Raw genomic sequence first — 12,059 nt, 5'->3', positions numbered from 1 at the left:
GGAACAAGATTCGACAGCTTCGCCCCACTAGCGCTAGACTAAAGGTTTGGGGTTGGGCTTTAGACATGTCTCGTGTTTTCTTAGCTAGTGTCCTGTCGTGCCTGTTGACTGCGCTGGTGGGAACTCCTGCGGCATATGCTGGTTTGAAGTTCCAGGCCGGGCAGACTGATGCCGGCATCCACTATATTTTTGTATCAGGTGATTTCGCTAATCAGGACGACCTGTCGGCCTTTGAGGCGCTGGCACGGTCTAACTCGGCGATCGCAGTAACTTTCCAATCACCTGGCGGGAATATTCAGAAGGCGATGGACCTTGGACGGCTCATCCGCAGACTCGGCCTAAGCACGGCCCAGTTCAGGGCTGTAGAGTGTGCTTCAGCATGCTCCCTGGCCTTTCTTGGCGGTACCGTGCGATACGCCGAGCCGGGCTCCATCGGCGTCCATAAGTCATCCTTCAGTGGCGATGTATCCGTTAATACCGAGGACGCCGTTTCCGGTATCCAGCAGGTTACTGCCGACATCATCACCTATATGATCGAGATGGGCGTAGACCCAGCCCTACTCCAGCTTTCACTGCAATATGACAGTGATGACATACGGTACCTGTCCAGAAGCGAGATGGCGAAATACAGGGTCACCACCTTGGACAATGACGCCGGCCAGCCATCGATTGCCAACCAAGCACCAACGTCACCACCGCCGTTCTCGCAACCGCCTTCGCAGCCGCCTGTTGCCTCTTTGCCCACGACCCCTGAGCATGCCTCTCTTGAGATTCCCCAAGCGCACTCCGGCCGCATCCGGCACCCAAAGGGCGCAGCTCCGTTAAAAGCTCTCGCGGATGGAAGGTCTGCAACCCTCGTCAACGTTCGCAACGGGAGCCCCGTTATAATCCTGGGGAATGTGGCTCGGTGGTACCGCGTGCAAGCCAATGGCCAAGTTGGCTATATGCACGACACCTGGGTCTACGTGGATCAGTATGAAAGCGGGCCATTCGAGCAGCGTCACATACAGGTAAAGAGTTTCGACAACTTGGCGGAGGCTTCGGGCTATGTTCGCTCCGCTCCCATCCCGCTATCGGCCTACCTTGCGACCAATGGATGGTTTGCGGTCACCCTCGAAGACACCTTCGATCAAGTGATGGCCAAGGGTCTCGTGACGGAACTTAAGGCGAGGCGTGCCATCCCGGACGACGCATATATGACCTGGGGCAACACCTACGTCCGCAAAGTCTGCTGCGCTAAGTGATTGACCATGCAACACCGGGACGGTGATGAGATGGACACGGCATCATGGACTTGGGAGTGGTTGCGGAGCTCGTGCTGGTGCGCGAGGTTAGCTTATGCCCGTGTGGGCACTGAGCCGCCAACAGGGGACCCGAGCGGAAACCGCCGAAAGAGCTTGTCTACTTGATCCCGTTGGTAGTCGGGAAAAATGGTGCCCAGAAGAGGACTCGAACCTCCACTCCTTGCGGAACACGGACCTGAACCGTGCGCGTCTACCAATTCCGCCATCTGGGCTGGTGCGGGCTCATGTAAGCGGGCAAGCGATTGCTGTCAACGCGCTTTTTTCGAAGGTGCTCCGTTCGCCGGCTCAGTCGTCCAGCACTTCCTTGGAAGCGACGGTGGAATCGGCGTTGAGCTGGTAGATGACCGGCACGCCGGTGCCGAGTTCCAGCTTGACGATCTCCTCGCCCGACTTGCCGTCGAGCGCCATGATCAGAGCGCGCAGGGAGTTGCCGTGCGCGGCGACCAGCACGGTGCCGCCGCGCAGCACATGCGGCTGCAAATCGTGCAGGTAATAGGGCCAGACGCGGGCGCCGGTGTCCTTCAGGCTTTCGCCGGCAGGCGGCGGCACGTCGTAGGAGCGGCGCCAGACATGCACCTGCTCCTCGCCCCATTTCTTGCGGGCGTCGTCCTTGTTGAGGCCGGAGAGGTCGCCATAGTCGCGCTCGTTGAGCGCCTGGTCGCGGATGGTCTTCAGGTCGCCCTGGCCAACCGCGTCGAGGATGTGCTGGCATGTCTTTTGCGCCCGGATCAGCGCGGAGGTGAAGGCGATGTCGAATTTCAGGCCGCGCGCCTTGAGCTTTTGCCCGGCGGCCTTGGCCTCGGCGTGGCCCTGTTCGGTCAGGTCGACGTCGCGCCAGCCGGTGAACAGGTTCTTCAAATTCCATTCGCTCTGGCCGTGGCGCACGAGCACGAGGGTTCGCGACATGTTTGCTCCTTCAGGTTTATGGATCAGGCCGGCTCAGCTGAGGCCGAGCACGTCCCGCATCGAATACAGTCCCGGCTTCTTGCCGCGCGCCCAAAGCGCCGCCTTGACGGCGCCCCGAGCGAAGATGGCGCGGTCCTCGGCGTGGTGCGACAGGGTGATGCGCTCGCCGGTGCCGGCCAGCATCACGCTGTGGTCGCCGACGACAGAGCCCCCGCGCAACGTGGCAAAGCCGATCGAGCCCGTCTTGCGCACCCCGGTGTGGCCGTCGCGGACGCGCACGTCGTTGCCTGAGAGCTCGATACCACGCCCGGCGGCGGCGGCTTCACCCAGCAGCAGCGCCGTGCCCGAAGGCGCGTCGACCTTGTGCTTGTGGTGCATTTCGAGGATCTCGATGTCGAAATCGTCGGCATCGAGCGCGCGCGCCGCCTGCTCGACCAGCACCGCCAGAAGATTGACGCCGAGGCTCATATTGCCCGATTTGACGATCGTCGCATGGCGCGCCGCCGCCGCGATCCTGGCATTGTCATCGGTCGAACAGCCGGTCGTGCCGATGACATGGACGATGCGCGCCTGCGCCGCGTAGCCGGCGAATTCGACCGTCGAAGCAGGCGTGGTGAAATCGAGCACACCGTCGGCCTTGGCGAACACCGGCAGCGGATCGTCGCTGATCGGCACGTTGATGATGCCGATGCCGGCCAGCTCGCCGGCATCCTTGCCCAGATGCGGCGAATCCGCCCGCTCGACCGCGCCGATGACCCGCGCGCCTGATATAGAGTGGATGGCACGGATCAGCGTCTGGCCCATGCGGCCGGCGGCGCCCACCACCACCAGGCCCATATCATTTGCCGGTCCGTCGGTTGCGGGCGTGGCGCTCATGTCGTGCTCCCGGCGATGCTCTGCGTGTCGATGCCTTGTGACAGGCGTTGCGCCGAAGTCCGGATCGGCGCGCTGTCGTCGACAAGCCCCAGACCCTTGACGCCCTGGATGCGGTGGAAGCGGGCATAGACGCTGTGCGGATCGGCCATCAGCGAGGCGTGCGTGCCTTCCTCGACCAGCCGGCCCTGTTCCATGACGATGATGTGGTCGGCATTGACCACCGTCGACAGCCGGTGCGCGATGACGATGGTGGTGCGGCCTTCCATGACCTTTGTCAGCGCCTGCTGGACGCGAGCCTCGGCCTCGTTGTCGAGCGCCGATGTCGCTTCGTCGAGCAAAAGGATCGGTGCCTGCCGCACGATGGCCCGCGCGATCGAGACGCGCTGGCGCTGGCCGCCGGACAGCGTCACGCCGTTCTCGCCGACCGGCGTGTCGTAGCCCTGCGGCTGCTGGCGAATGAAGTCGTCGGCCGCGGCTTGGCCCGCGGCCTGTTCGATCTCGGCATCGGTGGCGCTCAGCCGGCCGTAGCGGATATTGTCGCGGATGGTGCCTTCGAACAGATAGGGCTGCTGCGAGACATAGGCGATGGAACCGCGCAGCGACTGTTTGGTGACCTTCGAGATGTCCTGGCCGTCGATCTCGATCGACCCCGCCTCGACATCGTAGAAGCGCTGCAGCAGCGCCACCAATGTCGTCTTGCCGGCGCCCGAAGCGCCGACGATTGCCGTCACCTTGCCGGCCGCGGCGACGAAACTCAGATCCTGCAGCACCGGAGCCTCCTCGACATAGCGGAAGGAGACGTTGTTGAAACGCACTTCGCCGGAGGTGAATTTCGCCTCGGCGGCGCCTTGGGCGTCGCTCTGCTGCGGCTCGATGTCGAGAAGCTCGTAGATCATGCGTGCATTGACCAGCGCGCGCTCCATGCCGACCTGCATGCGCGCCAGCCGGCGGGCCGGATCATAGGCGAGCGTCAGCGCCGTGATGAAGGAAAACACCGCGCCCGGCGGCTGGCCGAGAACGGTGGCCCGGTAGCCGGAATAGGCGATGACGCTGGCGAAGGCGATGCCGGCCAGCAGTTCGGAAACCGGCGTCAGCCGCTCGGAGACGCGAGCGATCTTGTTCGACCGCTGCTCGGCATCCTCGGCTAGCTGGCTGATCCGGCGCGACAGCTCGTCCTCCATGGTGAAGGCCTTGACGATGGCGATGCCTTGCGTGGCTTCCTGCATGGCGCCGATCAGCCGAGAGTTGATCTGCACCGATTCGCGCGTGATGCGGCGCACCCGGCGCATCAGATAGGTGACGGTCCAGATCAGCGGCGGCCCGATCAGCAGCGAACTCAAGGAGAGTATCGGATCCTGGTAGATCATCACGCCGACCAGGCCGACCAGCGAGACGGCATCACGCGCGGTCGAGGTCACCGTCATCGACAACAGGTCGCGAATGCCGTTGACGTTCTCGTTGACCTGCGCGGCCAGCCGCCCGGACCTTGTGTCGTTGAAGAAGGAGACGCCAAGCTTCATCAGATGGTTGAAGATGCGCTGCTGATAGCGCGCCACCAGATTGTTGCCGATCCTGGCCATCGTCACCGCCTGGCCGTAGCCGGCAAGGCCGCGCAGGATGAAGGCACCGAGCAGTGCGGCGCAGATCCATGGGATCAGGTCGCCGCGTCGTTCGTAGAAGATCTGGTTGACGACCGGGCTCATGATCCAGGCGGCAAGCGCCGTCGTCGCCGACACGGTCAGCAGGCAGAGGATGGTGAAAACATACGCGCCCCGATAGTCGCGGCCATTTTCCTGGAGGATACGGCGGATGACCGCCACGATCTCTCCCGCACGGGGTTTCGACAAATTGGGGGGCTGAAATGTCAAATTGGAGCGCTTCGTAGATTTCCGCTTCCCGCGGCCGGGCAATTTGGCACCCCTCTTAACGCCAAGCAGCCAGCTTGCCTATGCCTCGGGGTGACTAACTTCGTCGCGCCAGCGCCGGCCCGAAGTCTGGACGCCGAACAGCGAGGGGTTCCTGGCATAGGCGGCAAGGCCCAGAAGTGCGGCCAGCGGATGGGTGATGACATAGACCGGCATGGTGCGCATCATCGCGCTGTGCGGCGCCTTGTCCTCGAAAGCGACACGGAAATTGCCGGCTTTCAGCGCCGGCACGATCTTCTGCGCGATGCCACCGGTGAGAAACACGCCGCCGCGGCTCATGAACACCAGAGCAAGGTCGCCTGCGGTGCGCCCAAGGCAGGTGACGAAGGTCTCCAGCGCTTCCTCGGCAACCGGATCGGTTTTCGCAAGTGCCGCGGCAGTGATCTCGGCCGGCGTGGTGAAGGGCGACGGCTTGCCGTCCGCCTTGGCAACCGCCCGATAGACATTGACCAGACCGCGTCCGCACAGGATCTGCTCACCCGAAATGCGGCCCTCCAGCTTCTCGATATGCGGAAAAACCTCGAAATCGCGGGCCGAGCGCGGACCGATGTCCATATGGCCGCCCTCGCCGGGCACCGGTATCCAGTGGTGCAGCGCATGGACCAGCCCGGCGACGCCGAGCCCGGTTCCGGGGCCGAGCACGACGCGGCCGGCATTGGGCTCCGGCGTGCCGCCGCCGATCTTTTCCATGTGCTCCTCGCCGAGCGCGACGACGGCCAGCGCCTGCGCCTCGAAATCGTTGAGCACGACGATGTCGCTCAGGCCGAGGCTGGCGAACATTTTTCTCGGCTTGACGATCCAGGGGCAGTTGGTCAGTTCGATCTCGTCGCCGTCGACCGGACCGGCCACCGCCAGCACCGCCGAATTGGGACGCACCGACGAGCGATCGAGCACGGCCGCCTGGATCGCCTCGTCGATGGTGTTGTAGTTCGCCGTCTGGACGATGGTCGGCTCGCCTGCCTCGGAATTGGCGTCGAGCACGATCGAAAAGCGCGCATTGGTGCCGCCGATGTCGCCGATAAGGATCGGAAACCGCAACAAAGTATCGTCGTCGCCTGTGCCTGGCATGCTCTCGTCCGTCTCCGGCGCCACCGACGGCATCTAGCCGTTCTTCCGTTGACTAGCGCATGGGTTTGAAAAGGGAAACGGTTTTCGACCCCGGCGGCGCGCTGAGACCGGCTGTGCGGCCAAACCGACACGGTTTCGCAAAAATAAGGCGCCGAACCGATTGGGCCGTGACCGTCAGTTTCCTGGCGGCCGCGGTCGCGGCAGCGGCACGCCGATCTCGGGCGTCGCCGTGAAGGCGTTCACCGTGCTTGGCAAGCCGGCGGCGGCCGGCGTGGCGGGCAATGACGGCGCTTCGGGTTCGGGTGCGGCAGCCGCGACCGGCACGCCGCCGCCGTGATAGGTCGCCGCCTCGGCGGAAACCGGCCCCGGCGCGTCGAGCACGGCGCGGCATTCGCTCGGCAGGTTCGCCATCGTCATCAGGTCGCGTGCCTTGGGGGCATCCGGGTTCTTGTTGGGCCGCCACGGCTCCTGCGTGAACCACCAGGCCAATGGCTCGCCGCAGCCGTCATCGTCCGGCGTCGCTTCCTGCGCCTTGCAGCCGGGGGATCCCGGCTGACAGCCGATGCGCATGTGAAAATGATAGTCGTGGCCCCAAAACGGCCGGATCTTGCGCAGCCAGCCGCGGTCGCCCCTGACGGTGTCGCAGAGTTTCTTCTTGATGCCCGGATTGACCAGGATGCGCTCGACCTGGCTGTAGCTCGCCGCCCGCTTCAGAAGCCTTGTGTGCGCCGGCGTCCACAGCGCGTCCTTCACCAAATGGGTCTTCTCATCGACCATCAAGGTGGCGCTCATCGATTCGCGCTGCGCCATCGACAGCGGGCGGCTGGGCATCGGCGTCAGCCAGATGTCGGCGTCGAGCCCGATCTGGTGCGAGGCATGCCCGGTCAGCATCGGGCCGCCGCGCGGCTGCGAAATGTCGCCGATCAGCAGGCCCGGCCAACCATCGGCTGCCGCGTCGCGCGACAATTTCTCGATCACCGCGATCATAGCCGGATGGCCCCAGCGACGGTTGCGGGACGGCCGCATCACCTCCCAGGTCGGACCGTCCATGGGAATGGCGACGCCGCCGGCAAAACAGCCCTTGGAATAGAAGCCGATCGATTGCGCCGCGCTCGCGGCTGGCAGTTTCTTGGCGCCGAACAGGTCTTTTGCCCGTTCCTCGGCCGCGGCCGGCCGTACGGCTAGACCGGCAAGGACGAACAGGCCGAGAGCGGCCGCCAGCCTGAATTTTTTGCCGAGAGATGGCTGTATCGGTGTTTTCATGAAACCGGATCCCCACCAGGCCGAATCATAGCATGCAACGCGGAACGCTTCGATCGACAGAGCGGTTCACCGAAACGGTGAACCGCTCTGTCTCTGTTTTGACGCAATCCCGGACGGAGAACCGTGTCACACTTTTCCTGGAATTGCTTTTAGCGCTTCATCGGGCTGCGCGCCTCGCCGTCGCGCCAGTCGTCGCTCGCCCACATATGGTCGAAGGCGGCGCGGTAGTCCGGAAAGCGCAGGGAATAGCCCGCCGCCTTGATCGCCGCGTTGCCGACGCGCTTGTTCTCGCCATAGAAGGACCGCGCCATGGGCGAAAGTTGGGCGGCGTCGAAAGGAATCTCGGGCGGCGGTTCGATGCCCATCAATGATGCGGCATAGGCGACGACGTCCTGCGGCGCCGCCGGCAGATCGTCGGTGACGTTGAAGATGCCGCCTTTATTGCCTTGGATGAGCTGCCACAGGGAGCCTGCTATGTCGTCGCAATGAATGCGGTTGAACACTTGGTCGGGCTTGACCAGCCGCCTTGCGCTGCCGTTTTCCAGATTGACCAGGGCATTGCGGCCCGGCCCGTAAATGCCGGAGAGTCGCAGGATCGCCACCGGCCGGCGAATCTCGCGGCCCAGCTCCAGCCAGTCCTGCTCTGCCGCCACCCGCATCATCGAACGCTTCGACACCGGCCGGCATTCAGCCGTTTCATCGACCCATGCGCCGTCATAATTGCCGTAAACCCCGACCGTAGAGAGATAGCCGATCCATTCCAGCAAAGGCATTTGAGCGATTGCCTCTCGGGCGGCACCCAGCACGGGATCGCCGGCCTCCTCCGGGGCGACCGAGATCAGCAGATGCGTTGTTTTCCGCAATGCATCGCCAATCTCATCCGTCAGCGCACCGTCGAACAACAGCGGGGCGATGCCGGCCTGCCGTAGCGTCTCGAATTTTTCCGGCGAGCGTGTCGTGCCGAAGATCGTCGCGGCGCCTTTGTTGGCCCGAGCAAAAGCCCTGCCCGAATAGCCGGCGCCGAAGATGAATATCTGCTTTTCGCTCATGCATTCGCCCTGGTTGGCCGCGCCAGACGCCATTCGTCGCGCACGGCTTCGTCGCTCTCGGTTTTCAGGCCGAGGGCTGCCCTTTCTGAATATTCGGCATCGGGCACCAGCCGCGCCAGCGCCCAAATTGCCGCGCCCCGCACCAGCGGCGACGGATCGCCGAGCAGCGCAAGCACCGCGCCGGACAGCGACGCTTCGCCGGAATTGCCGGCGGCGATCAGCACGTTGCGGATGAACCGATCGCGGCCGATGCGTTTTATCGGCGAACCGGAGAAGAAAGCGCGGAAGGCCGCGTCATCGAGACCCAAAAGGTCGGCGAGCGGTGGTTCGCGCAGATCATCGCGCGCGGCGAGTTTTGCTTCCGAAGCCGCCCGGGCGAATTTGTTCCACGGGCAGGCGGCTAAACAGTCATCGCAGCCATAGATGCGGTTGCCGATCTTTTCGCGGAATTCGTGCGGAATCGGCCCCTTGTTCTCGATGGTGAGATAGGAAATGCAGCGCCGCGCATCGAGCCGGTAGGGCGCCGGAAAAGCATCGGTCGGGCACGCGTCGAGGCAGGCGCGGCAGGAGCCGCAATGGTCGATTTCGGCGCGGTCGGGCACGAGTTCGGCGGTGGTGAAGATGGTGCCGAGGAACAGCCAGGAGCCGTGCTCGCGGCTGACCAGATTGGTGTGTTTGCCTTGCCAGCCAAGCCCGGCGGCTTCGGCCAGCGGCTTTTCCATGACAGGTGCGGTGTCGACGAACACCTTCACGTCACCGCCGGCGCGGGCAACGAGCTTGCCGGCGATCTCCTTCAGCCGGCCTTTCATCACATCGTGATAGTCGCGGTTTTGCGCATAGACCGAGATCGCGCCGCGGTCGCGCTTGGCCAGCATTTCGCGAAGATCATGGTCGGGGCCGTAGTTCATCGCCAGCACGACGATCGAGCGTACCTGCGGCCAGAGGGCCGTTGGTTCACTGCGGCGTTGCAGCGTCTCGGCGATCCAGTCCATCGAGCCGTGAAAGCCGTCGGCGACGAATTCGGCCAGGCGCGCCGGCGCTAGCGGGATCGCATCGGGGGAGGTGACGGCGACGGCATCGAAGCCGGCGCGCTGCGCCTCCGCGTCGATCAGCGCGCGCAGTTTTGCGGCGTCAGAAGTCGAGGTCCGCATAATGCGACACCGGTGACAGGCCGCGCACCCGGTCGGTCAAAAGCGGCCGAAAGGAAGGCCGCGACTTGACCCGCGTGTACCATTCGCGAGCAGCGCTGTGCTCGCGCCAGTCTATCTCGCCGAGATAATCGAGCACCGACAGCGTCGCCGCGGCCGCGAGATCGGCATAGGTGACCCTCGAGCCGGCCAGCCAATGGCGGGTGCCGGCCAGCCAGTTGGTGTATTTCATGTGCTGGCGGATGTTGGCGCGCGCCGCACGGATCGCGCCCGAGTCGGGCGAGCCGCCGCCCGCCGTTTCCGGCATGACCGGCTTCAGCACGCGCTCACGCACCAGATGGCGGGTGACTTCGCTTTCAGCCTTGTTGAGATACCAGTCGATGAGCCGGCGGATTTCGGCGCGCTGCATCGGGTCCTCGGCGAACAGCCGCTTGTCGCGCTTCAGCACGCCGCGCGTTTCATCGAGATATTCCGATATGACCGTCGCGCCGACGATCGGCACGTCGCCTTCGGCCAGCAGGATCGGCAGCGTGCCGGCCGGGTTCAGCGCCAGGAACTCCTTGCGCCGGGTCCACGGCTTTTCCTCGATCAGGGCCAGCTCCTCGCCATACTCGCCGAAAGCGAGGCGGACGAAGCGACAGGTGGCGAACATGGGGTGGTGGAAAAGCGTCAGCATGGTTCCGCGATGATAAAGCGCACTGGCGAATCGCAGGGCGCACCGGTAAGTCTTGGCCGCCCGGTTAGCGGGCCGTCAGGGTGTTGCGACCTATAGGGGGACTTCAACGCCATGACAAGCAAGCCCTTCTGTCAGCCGTCACGCCAATGCCGAGGTAGCCATGGAAAGCCAGACCATCGTCGAAGCCCTGCTGCTCGGCCTGCTGGAGGGGCTGACCGAGTTCATCCCGGTGTCCTCGACCGGCCATATCCTGCTCGCTGGCCATTTCCTCGGCTTCCACTCGACCGGCAAGGCCTTCGAGATCCTGATCCAGCTCGGCGCCATCCTGGCGATCCTCAGCGTTTATTTCCGCCGCCTCTGGAAAATGCTGCTCGAACTGCCGCACGACCGACTGACCAGGCATTTCGTCATCGGCATCCTCATCGCCTTCCTGCCGGCGGCATTCATCGGCGCGCTGGCGCATGATTTCATCAAGACGGTGCTGTTCGAATCGCCAAGGCTGATCTGCATCATGCTGATCATCGGCGGCGTCGTGCTGCTGGTGGTCGACCGCATGAACCTCAAGCCGGTTTATCGCGACGTCGAGCGCTTCCCGACCCGGCTTTACCTGCAGATCGGGCTTTTCCAGTGCCTGTCGCTCATTCCCGGCACATCGCGTTCGGGCTCGACCATCGTCGGCGCCCTGCTTTTGGGCGTCGACAAGCGCGCGGCCGCTGAATTTTCCTTCTTCCTTGCAATCCCGACCATGGTCGGCGCCTTCGCCTTCGACCTGTTCAAGAACCGCAACGTGCTGAGCAGCGCCGACCTGCCGATCATCGCCGTCGGCTTCGTCGCCGCCTTCGTCACGGCGCTCATCGTCGTGCGCTTCCTGCTCGATTACGTCTCGCGCAAGGGTTACTCGCTGTTCGGCTGGTGGCGGCTGGTGGTGGGCGGTGTCGGGTTGGTGGCGTTGATGATCTGGGGGTGAGGAGTGTTCCGCGTAGCGGCCCTCACGCTTCGTCCCACGGGCGGAGCAAGGAGCGTAGCGACGCGGCACAGACCCGAGGATCCATGCCGCGACGTGGACCGAAGAGCGCAGCGGTAGAAAATAGCCATCACTAGGCTCGCTATCGTCTGCGAAGTCTTTCACTTTCTGCACCGTAGAGGCGCTTAAAGGTCGCGGCATGGATCCTCGGGTCTCCGCGACGGAGCTTCGCTCCTGCTCCGCCCGTGGATGACGAATGAAGGAGGGCGCCCCCTCTAACTCCTCCCGTAAAATGCATTCTCGACATGCACCGGCCAGCGCCAGGGCAGCACGGCGACCATGTCGAAGCGCATCGACAGCCTGCCGTAGTCCGCTTGGCGCGACAGCCAGATGTCGGCCGCGCCTTCTATTCGACGTTCCGATTCGTGGCCGATCGCCTCCATGGCTTCCATCAGCGACCGGCGCGCCTTGACCTCGACGAACAGCACCAGGTCGCCGCGCCGCGCGATCAGGTCGATCTCGCCGAAGCGCGTGCGGTGGCGGCGCGCCAGGATCCGGTAGCCCTTCAGCATCAGCGCTGCCGCCGCCAGCCATTCGCTGCGATGGCCGCGCCGATAGGCTTTTTGGCGGCTGGCGCTCGGGCGTTCAGCCACCGTCGCTTTCTCCCGAAGCATCCTTGAGCTCCAGCAATCGCCGATAGAGCGCCTGTTTCTGGCCGCCAGTCATCTTCGCGGCTTCCGCCGCCGCCTTGGAGGCCGGCATTTCGGCGGCAAGCGACAGAAGCAGACGGTCGATGTCGGCGGGTTCGTCGACCCTGGCCTCGGCCGGACCAACGCAGACGACGATCTCGCCCTTCGGCGTATCGGCCGCAGCATAGTGG

Annotated in this window: 11 protein-coding genes, 1 tRNA gene and 1 pseudogene; 2 read left to right on the top strand and 11 right to left on the bottom strand. The window is 64.2% G+C overall.

Features of this window, described 5'->3' with window-relative positions:
- Window positions 1–65: 65 nt before the first annotated feature.
- Window positions 66–1,244 carry a hypothetical protein gene (locus EN949_RS13365; RefSeq protein WP_245459254.1) on the top strand — a complete coding sequence of 393 codons (1,179 nt, stop codon included), beginning with the start codon at window positions 66–68 and terminating at the stop codon, window positions 1,242–1,244.
- Window positions 1,245–1,431: 187 nt separating this feature from the next.
- On the opposite strand, the gene EN949_RS13360 is transcribed toward EN949_RS13365, so the two are convergent.
- The 9 genes from EN949_RS13360 to EN949_RS13320 all read right to left on the bottom strand — a co-directional run bounded on the left by EN949_RS13360 (window position 1,432) and on the right by EN949_RS13320 (window position 10,215).
- Window positions 1,432–1,516 (bottom strand) — tRNA-Leu (locus tag EN949_RS13360).
- Window positions 1,517–1,589: 73 nt separating this feature from the next.
- Window positions 1,590–2,210, bottom strand: coding sequence for a 2,3-bisphosphoglycerate-dependent phosphoglycerate mutase (locus EN949_RS13355; RefSeq protein ID WP_013528615.1), 621 nt, complete (start codon window positions 2,208–2,210; stop codon window positions 1,590–1,592).
- Window positions 2,211–2,243: 33 nt separating this feature from the next.
- Window positions 2,244–3,086 (bottom strand): 4-hydroxy-tetrahydrodipicolinate reductase, encoded by an 843-nt coding sequence (gene dapB / locus EN949_RS13350; protein WP_013528616.1) that lies wholly within the window; start codon window positions 3,084–3,086, stop codon window positions 2,244–2,246.
- On the bottom strand, window positions 3,083–4,954 hold the full coding sequence (locus EN949_RS13345) for an ABC transporter ATP-binding protein (protein WP_024502175.1): 1,872 nt from the start codon (window positions 4,952–4,954) through the stop codon (window positions 3,083–3,085). Before EN949_RS13345 ends, dapB begins: the two co-directional genes overlap by 4 nt.
- A gap of 78 nt (window positions 4,955–5,032) precedes the next feature.
- Window positions 5,033–6,079: a glucokinase gene (locus EN949_RS13340; RefSeq protein WP_013528618.1), complete on the bottom strand. Its 1,047-nt coding sequence runs from the start codon at window positions 6,077–6,079 to the stop codon at window positions 5,033–5,035.
- A 174-nt stretch (window positions 6,080–6,253) separates the two neighbouring features.
- Entirely contained in the window at window positions 6,254–7,342 is a 1,089-nt protein-coding gene (gene mepA, locus EN949_RS13335; RefSeq protein WP_013528619.1) for a penicillin-insensitive murein endopeptidase, read from the bottom strand.
- A gap of 149 nt (window positions 7,343–7,491) precedes the next feature.
- The gene (locus EN949_RS13330) at window positions 7,492–8,391 is read right to left on the bottom strand and encodes an SDR family oxidoreductase (protein WP_013528620.1); all 900 of its coding nucleotides are present in this window, start codon (window positions 8,389–8,391) and stop codon (window positions 7,492–7,494) included.
- On the bottom strand, window positions 8,388–9,542 hold the full coding sequence (gene queG / locus EN949_RS13325; RefSeq protein WP_013528621.1) for a tRNA epoxyqueuosine(34) reductase QueG: 1,155 nt from the start codon (window positions 9,540–9,542) through the stop codon (window positions 8,388–8,390). Before queG ends, EN949_RS13330 begins: the two co-directional genes overlap by 4 nt.
- A complete protein-coding gene (locus EN949_RS13320) occupies window positions 9,523–10,215 on the bottom strand; it encodes a glutathione S-transferase family protein (RefSeq protein WP_013528622.1) in 693 nt (230 codons plus the stop codon). The genes queG and EN949_RS13320 overlap by 20 nt, the downstream gene beginning before the upstream one ends.
- Window positions 10,216–10,375: 160 nt before the next feature.
- Here EN949_RS13320 and EN949_RS13315 point away from each other — a divergent pair, with 160 nt between their 5' ends.
- Window positions 10,376–11,182, top strand: a complete 807-nt coding sequence (locus EN949_RS13315; RefSeq protein WP_013528623.1) for an undecaprenyl-diphosphate phosphatase — start codon at window positions 10,376–10,378, stop codon at window positions 11,180–11,182.
- A gap of 272 nt (window positions 11,183–11,454) precedes the next feature.
- On the opposite strand, the gene EN949_RS13310 is transcribed toward EN949_RS13315, so the two are convergent.
- Both EN949_RS13310 and EN949_RS13305 read right to left on the bottom strand, forming a co-directional pair.
- Window positions 11,455–11,832, bottom strand: coding sequence for a YraN family protein (locus EN949_RS13310; RefSeq protein WP_164755714.1), 378 nt, complete (start codon window positions 11,830–11,832; stop codon window positions 11,455–11,457).
- Window positions 11,825–12,059: pseudogene (locus tag EN949_RS13305) on the bottom strand (rRNA (cytidine-2'-O-)-methyltransferase); the annotation flags it as partial. The gene EN949_RS13310 and the pseudogene EN949_RS13305, both read right to left, overlap by 8 nt.

This window comes from Mesorhizobium sp. M7A.F.Ca.US.007.01.2.1 (assembly GCF_003998165.1).
In the GTDB taxonomy this organism is placed as follows: domain Bacteria; phylum Pseudomonadota; class Alphaproteobacteria; order Rhizobiales; family Rhizobiaceae; genus Mesorhizobium; species Mesorhizobium ciceri.
Note: the sequence above shows the minus strand (reverse complement) of the source record. Positions and strands in the feature narration are given on the sequence as shown.